Genomic DNA, 15,763 nt, shown 5'->3' with positions numbered 1-15,763 from the left:
TTTATTTATTCACAATAAAGTTGCTTTCAAGAAGCAATTCTCCATCGTTTCTTAATATCAATACATCGACTGTTTTTATTGAATCATTCTTTTTAAGGTGTTCATCTTCCTTAATGATAAATTTGTCCATACTTTTTTCTTCAAACATATCATCAATCTCAATTTCTCTATTGAGTGTTCTTTTCGTCAAATAGATTGATTTAAAGTAGTCATGAATATTTTGAGTGCTGGTAATCCTAACACCTATTAAAATGAGTGCTGAAAAACCAATCATTATTATGAGCATAGCCACCATTACTTCAACCAGACTTGAAGCTTTTAATCTTATTTTACTCCAACCAATCAATTACTTTAAGCTTTTGAGTGTTATTAAAAATAACAGGCTCGATAAGAGCTTGCCTGTCTTTATCACCATTAATAATTGCATCAACCAAATGATTTTCATAAATACCTGATTGACTTCTGTAAATAAAGTCATTGCAAACAACCTTACCATTCACTCTGCCATTACATTCTACGTATGCATCTGATATAACGGAACCATTAATGATTCCTGATGTTGCAATTATTCCTTGCGGAGTTCTATTGAGATGCTTCTGACGAGTATAAATCAAAGATCCATAGATTTCTGAGCCTTCACCGAAATTTATACATTCTTTCTTTTCCGCATCAACAGCACTAATACAAGCAAGACTTGGATAACCAAGAAAGCAATTATTTCCGATCAAAATCTCCTCAAAGGCGAACATTTGCAACTCTCCGTTAAAATTATCTTCAACACGTATTTGTGGAGCATATAGTTGTATATCACTTAGAAATGCGGATGCTTCTACTCGTATAGAATGCCTGGAACAGATAATGATATTGCCTTTATATTGGATATTTTTCAGAACAATCTCACCTTCTGAATATAATAAAAGTGTAGGCTCAAAAAAGGAACGATGTGTTTTTATTGTATCCCGGAACATCGAAATATGAGACATCTCCACTCCTTTTATATCATTATAATCCATCTTAATCGTTCGATCAATACCATCCAGAAACTCTTTTTTCAAGCGATAGGCTGAAGCTTCAACATCTTTAAAACTTACCTTTTTATTGACAACTGGAGTCTTTCTTTCGAATCTGGTTTCCCTAATAAGGTGTTTATCAAGGTTCACTTCTCCACTTATCATTGTCCTGCCACACAAATTCAGATATGCACTTTTATTCCTCATGATGATGGCCGTTTGAGCATAATCCGCATTGGATTGTCCGGTCAGAAATACCCTCGATCGCTTTTTTTTGTTTTGATAGGCTGTTACTTTAAATAAAAGATATCCTCCCCAACTTTTCTTTTCTATACTGATTGTGTCTTCGGAAGCCTGAAACAAATTAAATTTCTCGCCACTCCATTCCTTTTGACTTTGATTAAGTGCTATTTTAATCCCTGAATCAATGTTATCAATAAGCTTCTGCTCTATAGTCAGGTTGCTAAGACTTTTTTGCTGGTATAGTCTTGCCAGTAAAATGGTACCAAGCATTATCGCTATCAAAAGACACACAAATAAAGCATAATATAGTGCACCGGCTTTCATTCCTTAGTCGGGTTATTACCACCTAAAGAATCTTTCATCCGATTCCACCAACTTTCTTTTTTATCTTTCTTCTTCTTTGTTTTTGTTTCCTTATTATCCTTTTCCTTTTTGCCAGATTGCTTTTCTCTTTTCTCTAACTCCTTATCAGAGCTTTTCTTCCAGAACAACAATACATTATTCTTTTTTTGTTGCTTACTTGTACTAATTACATGGGATGATGCATCTTTATCTTTTTTCTTATTTCCTGAGAACCAACCTTTCCTTTCTTTTTGCTTCGATTCATTTTTCTTCTTCTTTTGGCTTCTCCTTGTTAGTTCCCCTTTATTGTATTTAACACGTATTGGTTTTTCTTTAAGGTGATAGGTGGCTGCTCCATGTTTAAGCCCCTTTTTGTAATTAACCTCTTCCGTTATATGACCTTGAGCTGAATACTTAACTGATAAGCCATGTTTTAAACCACCTTTATACTCGCTCATTGAAAGTAGCACTCCACCAGTACTATATTTCATTATTCTCTGCTCAATTATTCCATCGTCCCAATAATGAACTGATGCAACATTACCATTGGAGAACCACCGTATCCATTTTCCATCCTTAACACCTTCATTAAAACATCCTTTTTCAATAAGTCGTCCTTGCTTATCAAATGCATTATAGTCACCATGAAGTAAATACCCGAAGTAACCTCCTTTATTCGCATTTAACTTCCGCTTACTATACCAGTAATAGCTTTTATCTTCCTCAACATTCTTTGTTATTTTAGTGTGTAGAATATCGAAGTACAATGTAGAATCCACATTACTTATAACAACTTCTCTGGTTCTTTGGACTGCAATATCCTTTTGTCCCCAAGCAAACTCAACACATAAAAATCCAAGTAAAACGAATATAATGCACTTCATATCTATGAATTGTTATTTGTTACATGTATTGTAACTTCTTTATTTTGAAATATGACTACTAAAGAGTCAGTGGCTATCGTTTTTACATATACTTGCTTAATGGTGTCGCCCTCTCTCAATACAAACAATTTATCATTGTACTCAACAAATCCAACTTCATCCGATACCTGATCATTTCCAATTCGTCCGTAGTAAAGAACTTTCTTAAATTCCTCCTCTGGAGATGGTTCTTTCTTAGATACGAAAGTGTTTTTGGGTTTATCCACCACGGGAGTTAACTGATCAAAATTACTAACAGCTTTTCTGATGCTTCTTTCCTTCTTCAAAAACGGATCAGGATAATTCAGCATAAGGGTATAACCATCTTCTATTACCTCTGGACTAAGCTTTGTCACAGCTTTATTTTTTTTGTGTATCTCCTGCAAACCATTGTTAGTTAGTTTCTTTATCCTAAAGGCTATGGAACCCCAGATAAGAAGCAACACTGCAGCCAATATTCCTATGACAAGCTTATTTTGTTTCATTTGTTTCAATAATGATGTTTTCAGTTATAATCTCAATCTGAAAACTAAAAGTATCTGAAACGACTTCGTTTGCATCATTAAAAGCCGTTACCCTCCATTGATAATTGCCCGGATTAACCGTATAATCAAATCTTCCAACCGTTACTGTACTGTCTAACATCACTTTTTCAATCTGCTCAAAACTATTTTTGACTAATTGCAGACGATATCCTCTTACATTGTCCAGCTCATTCCACCAGAAGGTAACATCCTTATCATCTAATTGGGCATTATGATGTGGCGCATATAATGTTACAGTTCCTTCTATTTCTTTCTCAATCAAATCCTCACAAGCAATCGTGACGATAGCAAGTAAAATAACCAGAACCTTTGTTAACTTATTATCTATCATACCTTTCGTATTCCCTGAATATATAATTCGGCCAGTAATTTATGTTTCTTTGTCTTCTTATCCTGTTCTTTATAGAACTCAACGGATACAAGTGAAAAACCGTTCATCTTGTTTTCCAGCTCCCAGATACATTTGACCAAATTCCGGTATCGACCTTCAAGTTTAAATGAATGGGTTTTTATTTCCAGCTGATTATTAACGTACATATGCCACTCTGGTACTTCCCGAATCAACACATCACTTTCAGCAACAATATCACTTAGTTGTACAAATAGGTCCTGCTGTTCATAAACAGATGAACCTCCAAAACCTATATGTCTTTCCAATTCATTAATTTGATAGCTAACCTGATCTATTCTCTCCGGAGCTAGTTCCAGCTTTTTAATTTCCTCCCCCAGATATTGCTTTTGCTGTCGTATCTTAATGCTCTGTTTTACAGGACTACTCCAGCTAAGCACAACAAGTACAATCATAGTTATGACTGCATATATCACTTTTCTTTTATAGTTTTTCATGCTTCTTCTGTCCATTTTGTTTTAATCTGGAGTATAAATGTCACTTGGTGACCTTCATGATAAAAATGTTCTATATTCACATTTTCAATCCACTTATTAGTTTTTAGCTGCTGAATCCATTTGCTCAATGAACCTTCCTTATTTGTTACGCCTTCGATTACTATCAATTCCTTATCGTAAAAGAGTTGCTTATCCTCCCTCATCCGCCCTTTTAATGGGTGTACCTGTAATTTCGTAAGGTGAACATCACTTGGTACAATGCTCCCAACCTGATCGCAATAAAAAGCAATAAGTTTATTATCTGTAATCTGGTTCTCTTTTACAAATTCCTTCTTTGTATTTAATTCTTTTTCAAGAGCACTTAAATGCTCCAGCATTTTTTGGTTTTTATTATACTGAAACTGTAATGCCGGTAATCCATCTGCATAAGATGTGTATAGAATATAGTTACTCAAAAGCACGATAAAGAAGAATAAGATACCTCCAGCTACTAACCTAAAGAAGGTTGTTTTATATTTCCCGGCTATTCTATTTTCTATAAGAAATGGAACCTTATTTCTATCTAATCCCAAATTATTTCCCGTCAGATGATCCAATACAGAACAATAAACAGCAAATACATCACTATCAATTTCTTCACCTGAGAAAGCAATTTTACCAGATTCTTCTTTATCCGTTCTTCTTAACCCATTCAGTCCATCATCGGTTATTTGCAATTCCCATCCGGGAATTATTATGCGATCATTAACAGCCTGAATATGGGAACCAAAAAGATCAATAGCGAATGGTCCAAAATAACAGGCAGCAATCAAAAAACCATTCTCCTGTAATGCGGTTATTAATGACTTTACCTGATCTTTTCGACCGATCGAAACATACTTCTTCTCCTTCTGTAAACTACTGGTCTGCACCCAAAAATCACTTACATCAATTCCTGGGAAAAGTTGTTTTTCAATTGGTTGATTTTCATTATTCGTCAACAAAGACTCCTTATGCAAAATTCCTTTTCCGTCAAGTAAAACTACGACCGGATACTTTCCAGTTACATAGGTTGATAGTTGATCAATTTCACCGTTATACCGAAACGTCTGCTTTATTTTAACTGTATCCTTTTCCTGGCTTATCTCACAACCCGCCAACTCAATTCCATGGTCTGTATAATTTACGGACAAACCAATGTAACGACTGGCGCGAATCTGATGATATATTTCCTGAAAGCTTAAGGACATGAATCAATAAAGTATCGTTGGTTGAATAAAAACATTTAGCCGCGAATCTGATTTAGATTTTGTACGGCTACTAAAAAACCACTTAATGACCGGGATTCTAGCTAATAAGGGTATTCCTTTACCTGTATCTTGTGTTGTCATCCGATCAAGTCCACCAAGCAGTACCATCTCCTGGTTTTTCACCCTAATTAAGGATTTAAAATTTCGACTCACTGAACCCGGAGGCGAATCCTCAAATTCCCTTGGTGTAAATTCTGATTGTTGCACTTCTATTTCAAGTGTTACCTGATCATCGCCTGATACAACCGGTAGTATGTTTACGGACATATCAGCATTAATTGGTTTCCAGGTATATGAATTTGATAAGGCCGGATTTTGAGATCCGTAATAATTACTTTGTTCTTCTTTGTAATATTTGGTCTCACCACTACTTAAGCTGGCTTTGCATCCGTTTAGGGTTGACAATTTGGGTGTCGAACGAACATAGATATAGCCATTATCCTCTAAAGCCTTAATTGCCAGATAAAAATCAGGATTGACCTTTCCTAAGTTTACCCAGCCGAAACTCTCAAATTTTTTAAAAATGCCATTAATTTGTTTGGTACTCAATTGGTAGTCAATCCCAGGCATTATTGTTTGTTTCGAAGGTTCAGGATTATCTCCAAATCCGGCATTTATACCAGTTGTAATTCCCTTGCTTTTATTAACATCAACTATTAACACCTCAATTAACACAACCGGAATTACCTGGTCTATATCTATAATGAAGCTCTCCAAACGATCCACAGCCTCTTTGTTGCCCGACAGAAACAAACTATTTAATTCAGGATATTCAACAATTGCTACACCTTCTTTTAAATTCTCAGGAATGCTATTCAGTATGCTCTCAATGGTTCTGTTCTGCAAGTAAACATGTTTGTCAACTCCAAAATCACTGTTCAGGTCATCAACAAAGTAGTAAACATCCTTCTCTTTTTTACAACTGTATTTTGTTCCTTTTAGCAGTTTCTCAATAAAATCATCGTAGGATTGTGAGTACATATTAATGGTAATGGATTCATCCATTTCTCCAACGAAAGCATAATTAATTTTTAAACTATCCGATACATATTTTATCAAGCCTGCTACAGGTGCCTCATTAGCAGAAACACTTATTTTTGCCCCATCAGTATAGTCAAACTCCACATATCCTACTAACGCTTCACCGGCTGTACTAAAATCAATATTACTGTTTACATTTTTACTAATTGATTTATTCGTTTCCTGAATCTCATTTAATGCGGAAAGCCTCCATACATTAAATCGTTCTTTTTGAGCTTTCAGGTTATTGGATTTCGCAAAATCGGAAACAGCATTATCAAGAGGCATGCAATAGACATAGGCACTTACATCTTGATTTCGTACATCAAAATCCGGTAATACATTAACTCCGGTTTGTGTGGTGATTGATCGGCAAATTTGAAACAATGGCTGTTCCTCAACATCTATAGTAATTAGTGAATCGACATAAACAACTCCTGTTTTCGTCTCTTTTTTCACCTTATTATCCAAATCAATTTGTGATGCTGAAATATGAATAATACTACCCTGAACTTTGAGTTCAAGGTTATACTGGCGACATAAAAATATTAACAGATCATATACTGCAACATCTTTGAAACTATTAGCAACTTTAAAGTTCAGTCCATTATCAACACTAATATTTATACCAGTACTCTTTGCTACACCCCTTAAAAACTCATTTATACTCAGATCTGAAACTGAAATATCAATTTTATCATCAATGTTTGGATGACCTGCTCTGAATAAGTCCAGTTGCTCTTCAACAAATACCATTCTATCCTGAGCCTGAATAGTGGTCATTGACACAATACTCATGATCAGAAAGCACAATCCATATACTGCTATTTGCAATTTATCCTTCCTCATAATCAACTAATAAGCAATGGCATTATTTCTTCAAGTGATGTTTCTCCCTGTCTTAGTAAATTAACAGCTACATCTTTCATTTTCAGAATACCTGACTGAAGCATATATTCATTAATGTTGACTTCCTCTTTTCGAATTAACCCCGCTACTCTCTCATCAACTGGGATAACCTCATATACTGCTATTCGCCCTTTGTATCCTGTGTAGTAGCACTGGCTGCACCCAACAGCTATATTAGTGGCATTAAGTGCTAACTTCTTCACTTCGGGATGCTCTGCATCATTAACATTAATCGGCACCTCTTTACGGCAGCCCGGACATAATTTCCTGACCAATCGTTGGGCCACTGCCAAATTAAGTGTACTTGCCAGCAAATACCCGGGAATACCCATATCAATCAACCGATTGACTATTTCCCAGGCAGAGTTAGTATGAACTGTTGATAAAACAAGGTGGCCGGTCAATGACGCCCTTATAGCCATTTGAGCTGTTTCTTTATCACGGATTTCACCCAACATGATCACATCAGGGTCCTGACGTAAAAATGTGCGCAGTGTTCTCGCAAAAGTGAGCCCGATATCTTCCTTTAACTGTACCTGGTTTATACCTTCTAAAGTATACTCAACCGGATCCTCAATGGTCAGTATATTGGTTTCATTCTTATTAAGAACTTTTAATGTAGAATACAATGTGGTGGTTTTACCAGAACCAGTGGGACCACTTATCAGAACTATTCCATGCGCCTTCTGTATCCCATTTTTATAATCCTGCAACTGCTTATCCGTTAAACCAAGTTTCGCAAGATTAAGCTCTGTTGCATCCTTTTTAAGCAGACGCATTACTATTTTTTCTCCAAACATGGAGGGAAGTACCGATACGCGAATATCAATCTTATTATCCTGACTAAATAAAATTCGTCCATCCTGAGGAAGTCGCTTTTCAGAAATATCAAGGTTGGCTTTTATCTTAATCTTATTAATCAGCGATGGATATTGCTCTTTACTTAGAATATACTTTTCCAGCAACTTACCATCAATCCGAAATCGAACCCTTGCCTTCTCCTCATATATTTCAATATGAATATCACTCGACTTTAATGAAGATGCTTCATCAATTATAGAAGTGAGAAAATCATTCTCCAGGTTGAGCTGTTTTAATTCCCCATTCTGATTATTCTCAATTTTTCTGTAATTTCTGCTTAATAATGTTACCAACTCTTCTTCAGGTATTGGTATTAATGCAATGGTCCGTCCGAGTATTAACTCTAATTCATCTTTGAAGCCTTCAGGTTGATGCCCTTCATTAGCATACAATTCCAAAACACTATCCTCAACACTTTTGGGTACAACTGAGTAAAACCAAGCCTGCTCTGCAGTGATTATTTGTTTTGTAGCTGTATCAATTTCCTGATGCATCATAGAAATAAGCTGAATATAAGCTCTGCCATTAAATCATCGCGATATTGCCAACTATGAATACCAAGTACACTCAATAATTCAAAGCACAAGACTAAAATGGCCTGGCCGCCGGCGAGTGGTATGGTAGTATTGCGATTGCCGGATACGAGTATATACAACCCAAAAATGAGGAGTAATAGCATTATACTGAGCACCTGAAACACAATAAACATAAGTGGTGAAAAATAGATGGCACTGATTAATAAAAACAGTAAATCGCCAGCGCCAAAATATTGATCGAGAATTTTTATAAGACGCCTGTTCTTCATCCAGTAATAAAGATGCACCCCTCCAAGCAAAAACATGATTGACAGAATGTTTACCCCGGTATTAATGGCTAAAAGAGAAGTATCATAAAGGCTGGCTGCCCGCACAATCATTGCAATAATAAGCCCCAGATACATCCATATAGGAATTAAACGGCTTTTTAAATCGGTATAAAACATACCTGCCAAAAATGACATTGTAATAACAGGGATAACCATTAATCCTTTATTATTTCTTTCAATTGCTTTTCTTCATTAATTTCCCAGGTGTTGAAATTACCATCACCATCGAAATCTACCACTGCAGTAGCACGCGCTTTAAATCCTGTTACAGATGCATCAATTATCTCTATACGATAATTAGCATTGCCGCCTTCTGTAACTAATTTTTCATGTTCAAAATCTATTTCAGTCAAGTCATCGGAATAACGTGAGTGCATATAGAAATTATTCTTTTGCAACATATGAACATGTCCTAACTGAATTTGTGCCTCGGTGCTTTTGGCTTTAGAAATAAGTGGCATCAGGTTCGGAAGAGCCAACAACACAAGTATGCCAATAATTACAAGAACGATTAATAGTTCCGTTAAACTAAAGGCATGTAGCTTCTTATTGAGACTAACCTTTACTTTCATTTTGCTAAGCTTAAGTTATTGACATTTAAAGAATCGCTGGCAGTAATTGTTGGTTTTAAATCAATGTCGTAGTAAACTGAATCATACTTAACCAACGAACCTGCAGCCCAGTCAACTATAAAGCCATATAAACCGATAATATTTAGTAAACTAACTTTATCAAAACTGGTCTCCAACTCAATTCTTTCAGTTTCATACCCTTCCTTTACTATTTCCACCTCTTTCTTTTTCATACGGTTCTTAAGTCGTATGTCCTGATTTGTCGAACCTACATGCTCACCATTAACAAAGATCTTAGCATTCTCGGGGCTTGAACTAAAATAAATAGTATTACCCTCGCCCGACAGAAGCGTTGCACATGATGAGCACATTATTATCAGAACAAGAGCAAGAGTGATTTTACAATACTTCATATCTATTTTGTTTTTTCCTCTGTAAATAAATTATGAAACTTATATTTCTTATCGTGTTTTATTCTTTTTATCCATTTTTCGTCGCAGGCAAAGTATTTGGATAAAAGCTCCTTATAATTTTTTCGCTTCAGAATATCAACAAATTTGTTGCCATCGTACAGGTAATAAACATTAGGATAGCTTGTACTTCCTGTGCCATTACTATTAACTGTTGTTTGTTTGTAAGTTCTTTTGTAGATAATACTGCCACATCCTTCTTTCACTATGCTCATCAAGTCATTGTCTGACTTCTTCTTATCTGGAATAATTGCTTTAAGGTAGAATTCTTTATCTTCTAATTTCATATAAGAAATGGTGTCACACCGAAATTTAAGTTTCTTAAACTTCTTATTCTTCAGCTTGTACAAAGCCGATCTTTTGTAGGGACCATAAGTGACTAATTCAATATCTCCCCTTACAGTATCGCCTTTCAGAGTAACAACATAACCAGCTTCCTGAGCCCTCGTAATTCCCACTAACATTAAGCTAATAAGCATTAATAATAATACTTTCCTCATTTTAATATTTATTTATAAAATATACGGGTGCAAACATAAAACAACAGCAGGGTCACCTCGCGACCCTGCTGTTGTTTATATGTCTGAATCAATTAGAACAGGATGATCACATAATAACAAAAGATGCTTCTATTTGAAGGCTAACAGTTATTTTACCCGGATTCAACAGGTATTTCTCATTCAGCATCATACTGTGTTTTACCTCACCCTCTTCATACCAATTATGCAAGTTCGATCCTTTATCCGTAAGCGAATAAAGTCTGCCTAGTTCTACGCCAGCCATAGCCGCATATTCAGCTGCTTTCTTCTTAGCTTCCAAAAAGGCCTGGCTACGCAATTGGCTTGTATATGTTTCCAGGTGCTTATGCCGAAAATAAACATTAGCGATATCGGTAAATCCTCGTTTGACCAATTCAAGGTATATTTTATTCAACAGTTCTATATCCTTAACTGTGACAACAAAGCTTTTGCAAAACATCACTTCACTGGCGTTCAATTTAAGCTGAGCTAATGTATGTTCCAGCCCTTTGTTATCTATAAACTTAATGTCCATATCTTCCTTTGCAAACAGGAACGCCTCATTGATATTAGATACAGTACTGATTGCATTTGCTTTAGTAATATCAACAACAATAATCACTTCGTCGGGCAATACTTCAACTGTTGACGACTCCTCAATAGTAATTAAAGGTGGTAATGGCTGACAAAGATTCTGTGCACTTAATGCCGAACCAAGCCAGGAGATTACAATAACAATACTGAATTTTAAACTGCTAAATAGCTTCAAACCTTTATTATTCCAATTCATAAAACTGCAGAGTTAATTAAAAACAAAACGTGAGGTCCAATGAAATACTCCAGGCCTGCGTGGTAAAATTAAAATCCTCAGTTACTTCGTTTATTTCATAAACACTCTTCAGGTATTTTGTGTAACGCAAGCCAACAGCACTATACTTTTCATCAATAAAACGTGTGTTGATACCCAGCACATAAAAACTATTGTTTTTCCTCACAGCTGCAAACTCATCATTCAATTGGCGATATTCATGTTCTTCCCACCAGCCGTAATCATACTTTAGTACACTTGAATCGGTAAGCATTCGTGAGCGAAGCCCACGACTATAACCAAATCCGCCAACTAAATTCACACTGGTCAGGCCTTTTTTACCATCATATTTAAATAATCGGGTATTAAGCATGAGTGGCAATTCAATCGTATGGATCACAAAATCATGATCACCCAAATCAGAATTCTCATCTTTAAACATCCTGAAGTTATAGGTTAACTCCGATTGTATCGAAAATATGCTGCCTGAAAAAGGCTTGTACAAAGCTAATCCTCCATGAAAGGCACCATGATAATTGGTCAATCCATTATTAGTTAAAGGTTCTGTAAATGAAGAAAACCCTCCCCCGGTTTTAAATCCTAATTTCAGCCGGTTGTCATCTTTATTGTTGCCTCTTGCAATTACCGGGATGCAAAGCATTAAAAGCAATATGAGAGTTGTTAATTTATTCAATTTTCGCATGAATAATTATTTAGTCGATCTTTATTTAAATAAAGCACCAAAATAAACCCTGTTTAGGGTCGCTTCCCGACCCTTAAACAATGTATAAACTCCACCATGATCAACTACATTTTAAACTCTTTCTATCGGATTTGAAACGCAATTATGACTTATACTTTCAATTGTGCAAAGCTGTATTATTTAATCATGCAGGTTTTAATACAACATTTAAGCTGTTAAAATTGCCTTATCAACTCATCGGGTAGAATTTTCAATGATCGAAACTGACATCTTAACCCTGCGACGGCATTAAAATTACTGTTTAGAAGCAACTTACTACTGTTTGTCTTTCACTTAGTACTGTGGGACTTTCACTAATAGCCGTGAATCTTTCACTTACTTACGTATGACTTTCACTTACAATTGTGCAGTCTTAACTTACAGTTGTGTGGTTTCAACTTACACCCGTGTGACCTTGACTTACAACTATGCAGATTCAACTTACTATTGTGTGATGTTGACTTAACGCGTTTGCGCCTTGACTTAAAAGTTTTGGTACCGACTTAATGCTTTTGAGCGCTAACTTAATGGTACTTGGCATTAACTATGATAGCAGAAGGTTCACTTAGTGCTCTTTAATATAAAAATTCCTGATCCCGAGTTTATTCGGGATCAGGATTTCCTAAGTTCGTTTAATGGTTGATACTATTGCCTTGCGGAACGCGAAAGGATTCGCGCACCAGCGGGGGGAGAGGGGGCGAATACGGAAAGAATGCATATAAGATAGCAGGCCCTGCGCGGGCACACTAACAACAAAGCCCTGCGCTTAAAGTACACAGGGCTAAATATTATTTTTGGAGTTACGTTAAAGGTTTTTAGTAAGTGACCTTCACTCATTTTCAATTTCTGTCGAAAACCTTAAAACATAACAGATGTTTACGCTTTATAATATAAATAAACCATACTTTTCATCCTTTTTAAACAGTTTATTGAATTTCAACTTCTTATTATGGTTAATTTCTTTAAGCCATTTTTCGTCACATGCGAAATACTTACTTAGCAATTCTTTATAATTCTTTTTGGAAAGCTTTGCTACAAATCTGTCACCCTCGTACAAATGATAATACGTCATTTGTGTACCACCACCTGGAGTAGTGCTGAGACTATCATATGTCCTGCCCAACACCATATTGTTACAAGCGGATTTAGCGACGAAATACAATGCTTTTTCTGACTTTTTTTTCTCTGGATTTATCAGCTTTAATATATATTCATTGTCCCCTTGCTTCATGTAAGCTACTTCATCCCCGCTAAATTTCAACTTATCATGCTCTGCGTTTTTAAGCTTATATTTACCAGGAAGCACTGAATTTGGTAATTTTACACATTTAATTTCTCCTTTAATGGTATCACCGTTTAACTTCACAATAAAATCGGTGTTTTGTGCCGTTATAATAGTGAACGACAAAGCTAAGATTACACTTGCAACTATTTTTTTCAACATGATTGTAATTCTATTTTAATTATACTTGGGTGCAAAGTAAAAACAATCCGAGGGTCGTGTGGCGACCCTCGGATTGTTTTATAATCTCTGTTCTGAGCAGCATTAAAATGCAATAACGCCCAAAGGCAAAAATACTACCACCGATAAGACTTCCAGCTCTCCTGAATAATATCTGACACTAAATAAACATAAATTTCAGGATTACGCAGATCTGCAGGGCTTTCCAACAACTCATCGGATGAATATAAACAGCTTGTTAATATTCATTCGATGAGTGCTTGCCCGTCACGCACGTTTTACTCTGCAAGGTGAGGTAGCTAAATGCGTAAATCGAATAACAAAGCAATATTTCTACTATTTGTAGTGTCATATACTGTCCTTCTTGATCCTTTATTTGATAACCAGTAGTTATACGCTACAATATAAGCTAATATTATCTGTTAGTTGCAAACTAACTTTTGGGACGAACGAAGTCAGAGACTTCTTCATGACTTTAATATAACACTTCTGATAATAGCAAATCCCCCCAATAAAATAAACAAAACAAGGGTAACAGATACATACATTAAATACGACTTACCTCTTTCATTCTTCTTTATTTGTTTATCGTAAGCAACAGCAATATCTACATATCTTCTTCTTAAAATTAAAAAATAATAATGCACAACAGTTGAAGTAAAAGTCAAGATAATCAACCATAAAAACATATTATAATATTTTGGGAAGAAATGAGGTTCAAGATCCAATAAGCATATCAGTTCATATATAATTAGAACGTTTATAAAGTGACACAAATTTAAAACAAAAATCATAGTTGTCACCTCTTCTTTTTTATTTCTATATTTCACTGAGCATTTATCCAACTTTCCTATTGCACTGATCAGTATTTTCTTGTAAAAATTCATATTTAAACGTAATAAATAAGTTAGATATTTATCTCACTCACATCCAACTTTATCAGATCATTTCTTATCCAATCATTTTGATAAAGTATAATTATTTAATTAGTAATACATTCATTACCAATTCAATAAAAACTAATTAATATAGATCCAATACTAACTATTATAAATTCAGCATATTATTGACCTTTCTCACTATGAACCAAAACCCTCGCTCGGCGAAGTCTCTGACTACTTAAACGTGATTACCGGTAATACCAAAGGTTCGATTTCCAGAACTGCAGATAAAGATGCATAATTTCTTGTGCTGGAGTATAAGTAATCTTCCTCATTCTGTACTATTTTAGCCCGAACCGGATTTTGATGAATGTATTCAATCTTTTCTGCAATAAATTGGTTACTGCATAGATGGATAGCATGATTCTCATGTGTCCATACCTGATACTTGCTATTACGTTTATGCTTAGCGGCATTAAATCGAAATTAGTTGAGTAGCCACTCTCTTCTGCTTTCGGGCATCATTTCAATTGTTTCAAGCATTTTATTAGAGGTGTATTTCTTAAAGTCTCGTATTGTTCCGCTTAAATCACCAATACTGCTTTGTGACACCAAATGCACATGATTACTCATTATAACGTAGGCAAACACTTGCAAACCTTTATTGTGAATGCAATGACGAAGACTATCAATCACGATGTCGCGATATACCGGCCTGGTAAATATATCAACCCAATCGACTATTTGTAGTGTTAGATAATATAGTCCGCTTTGATCCTTTATTTGATATCCGGTAGTCATACATTGCAATGTAGTGAAAAAAGCTAATGCTCGATATACAATGTATCAGGGATTCCCTCAATACGGCTTCACCTGGTGACATATAGGAATTTTTAAATTCCTAATGACAGATCTCAGTTTATGAAAAAGCCTTGCAACATTACAATGCAAGGCTTTATTATTTGCGTTACTATGGTAGTTATAAACTACCTGTTACATACGACGTAGATACATTCTACGCCGAGCTGTGTTCGTCATTTAGTGACTACTGTGAAGCGGAATCAATCTTTTACCAAATAAATATCTCCATCATGGTCTGCCACTATAACATACTTTAATTTTGAATCTATTGGTATTGCCATCATATCTATTCCATCAAAACCAGGGTCAATAATAAACTCCATAAATTCCAGCAGTTCTTTTTTACTTAGTTTAGTTACTTCTCGTTTGTCAATTTGGCTTTTTCCTTTAACAACCCAAGCATCGTGAAATAGATAATACTCACAATCAACAATTAAATCACTACTGTAAATATCTTCATCAATTTCAATCCAGTTATTAATTCTAGTCCTATTTCCATTTAAATCCCTCTGACTAAATATAAACGATTCTATTTCTTTAATAACCTCGCCTTTATGGGGATCAGTTAATTGTACTCCTGGTAATTTTATCATATT

18 protein-coding genes are annotated in these 15,763 nt (G+C 35.3%); all 18 read right to left on the bottom strand.

The window, feature by feature from the left end; all coding sequences use genetic code 11:
- Position 1: 1 nt before the first annotated feature.
- The 18 genes from AC4MRQ_RS01360 to AC4MRQ_RS01275 all read right to left on the bottom strand — a co-directional run bounded on the left by AC4MRQ_RS01360 (position 2) and on the right by AC4MRQ_RS01275 (position 15,760).
- Positions 2 to 346, bottom strand: a complete 345-nt coding sequence (locus AC4MRQ_RS01360) for a type IV pilus modification PilV family protein (protein WP_491195837.1) — start codon at positions 344 to 346, stop codon at positions 2 to 4.
- Positions 330 to 1,577, bottom strand: a complete 1,248-nt coding sequence (locus AC4MRQ_RS01355; RefSeq protein ID WP_491195836.1) for a hypothetical protein — start codon at positions 1,575 to 1,577, stop codon at positions 330 to 332. Before AC4MRQ_RS01355 ends, AC4MRQ_RS01360 begins: the two co-directional genes overlap by 17 nt.
- Positions 1,574 to 2,479: a toxin-antitoxin system YwqK family antitoxin gene (locus tag AC4MRQ_RS01350; RefSeq protein ID WP_491195835.1), complete on the bottom strand. Its 906-nt coding sequence runs from the start codon at positions 2,477 to 2,479 to the stop codon at positions 1,574 to 1,576. Before AC4MRQ_RS01350 ends, AC4MRQ_RS01355 begins: the two co-directional genes overlap by 4 nt.
- Before the next feature lie 2 nt (positions 2,480 to 2,481).
- Positions 2,482 to 3,003: a hypothetical protein gene (locus AC4MRQ_RS01345; RefSeq protein ID WP_491195834.1), complete on the bottom strand. Its 522-nt coding sequence runs from the start codon at positions 3,001 to 3,003 to the stop codon at positions 2,482 to 2,484.
- Positions 2,990 to 3,394 carry a hypothetical protein gene (locus AC4MRQ_RS01340; protein ID WP_491195833.1) on the bottom strand — a complete coding sequence of 135 codons (405 nt, stop codon included), beginning with the start codon at positions 3,392 to 3,394 and terminating at the stop codon, positions 2,990 to 2,992. The genes AC4MRQ_RS01345 and AC4MRQ_RS01340 overlap by 14 nt, the downstream gene beginning before the upstream one ends.
- On the bottom strand, positions 3,391 to 3,909 hold the full coding sequence (locus tag AC4MRQ_RS01335) for a hypothetical protein (RefSeq protein WP_491195832.1): 519 nt from the start codon (positions 3,907 to 3,909) through the stop codon (positions 3,391 to 3,393). The genes AC4MRQ_RS01340 and AC4MRQ_RS01335 overlap by 4 nt, the downstream gene beginning before the upstream one ends.
- Complete coding sequence (locus tag AC4MRQ_RS01330; protein WP_491195831.1) at positions 3,906 to 5,138, bottom strand: PilN domain-containing protein; 1,233 nt, start codon at positions 5,136 to 5,138, stop codon at positions 3,906 to 3,908. The genes AC4MRQ_RS01335 and AC4MRQ_RS01330 overlap by 4 nt, the downstream gene beginning before the upstream one ends.
- A gap of 3 nt (positions 5,139 to 5,141) precedes the next feature.
- Entirely contained in the window at positions 5,142 to 7,067 is a 1,926-nt protein-coding gene (locus tag AC4MRQ_RS01325) for a type II secretion system protein GspD (RefSeq protein WP_491195830.1), read from the bottom strand.
- A gap of 2 nt (positions 7,068 to 7,069) precedes the next feature.
- Positions 7,070 to 8,485 carry a GspE/PulE family protein gene (locus AC4MRQ_RS01320; RefSeq protein WP_491195829.1) on the bottom strand — a complete coding sequence of 472 codons (1,416 nt, stop codon included), beginning with the start codon at positions 8,483 to 8,485 and terminating at the stop codon, positions 7,070 to 7,072.
- Positions 8,482 to 9,009, bottom strand: coding sequence for a hypothetical protein (locus tag AC4MRQ_RS01315; protein WP_491195828.1), 528 nt, complete (start codon positions 9,007 to 9,009; stop codon positions 8,482 to 8,484). The genes AC4MRQ_RS01320 and AC4MRQ_RS01315 overlap by 4 nt, the downstream gene beginning before the upstream one ends.
- A complete protein-coding gene (locus AC4MRQ_RS01310; protein WP_491195827.1) occupies positions 9,009 to 9,425 on the bottom strand; it encodes a type IV pilin protein in 417 nt (138 codons plus the stop codon). Before AC4MRQ_RS01310 ends, AC4MRQ_RS01315 begins: the two co-directional genes overlap by 1 nt.
- Entirely contained in the window at positions 9,422 to 9,838 is a 417-nt protein-coding gene (locus tag AC4MRQ_RS01305) for a PEGA domain-containing protein (RefSeq protein ID WP_491195826.1), read from the bottom strand. Before AC4MRQ_RS01305 ends, AC4MRQ_RS01310 begins: the two co-directional genes overlap by 4 nt.
- Positions 9,839 to 9,840: 2 nt before the next feature.
- Entirely contained in the window at positions 9,841 to 10,395 is a 555-nt protein-coding gene (locus AC4MRQ_RS01300) for a hypothetical protein (RefSeq protein ID WP_491195825.1), read from the bottom strand.
- A 106-nt stretch (positions 10,396 to 10,501) separates the two neighbouring features.
- Complete coding sequence (locus AC4MRQ_RS01295) at positions 10,502 to 11,203, bottom strand: SIMPL domain-containing protein (RefSeq protein ID WP_491195824.1); 702 nt, start codon at positions 11,201 to 11,203, stop codon at positions 10,502 to 10,504.
- A gap of 16 nt (positions 11,204 to 11,219) precedes the next feature.
- On the bottom strand, positions 11,220 to 11,924 hold the full coding sequence (locus AC4MRQ_RS01290; RefSeq protein ID WP_491195823.1) for a porin family protein: 705 nt from the start codon (positions 11,922 to 11,924) through the stop codon (positions 11,220 to 11,222).
- Between the two features lie 922 nt (positions 11,925 to 12,846).
- Positions 12,847 to 13,407 (bottom strand): hypothetical protein, encoded by a 561-nt coding sequence (locus AC4MRQ_RS01285; protein WP_491195822.1) that lies wholly within the window; start codon positions 13,405 to 13,407, stop codon positions 12,847 to 12,849.
- 1,385 nt (positions 13,408 to 14,792) lie between these two features.
- Positions 14,793 to 15,107: a transposase gene (locus tag AC4MRQ_RS01280; protein WP_491195821.1), complete on the bottom strand. Its 315-nt coding sequence runs from the start codon at positions 15,105 to 15,107 to the stop codon at positions 14,793 to 14,795.
- A 260-nt stretch (positions 15,108 to 15,367) separates the two neighbouring features.
- Positions 15,368 to 15,760 carry a hypothetical protein gene (locus tag AC4MRQ_RS01275; protein ID WP_491195820.1) on the bottom strand — a complete coding sequence of 131 codons (393 nt, stop codon included), beginning with the start codon at positions 15,758 to 15,760 and terminating at the stop codon, positions 15,368 to 15,370.
- Positions 15,761 to 15,763: the final 3 nt, after the last annotated feature.

Source organism: Carboxylicivirga sp., assembly GCF_982718395.1.
Note: the sequence above shows the minus strand (reverse complement) of the source record. Positions and strands in the feature narration are given on the sequence as shown.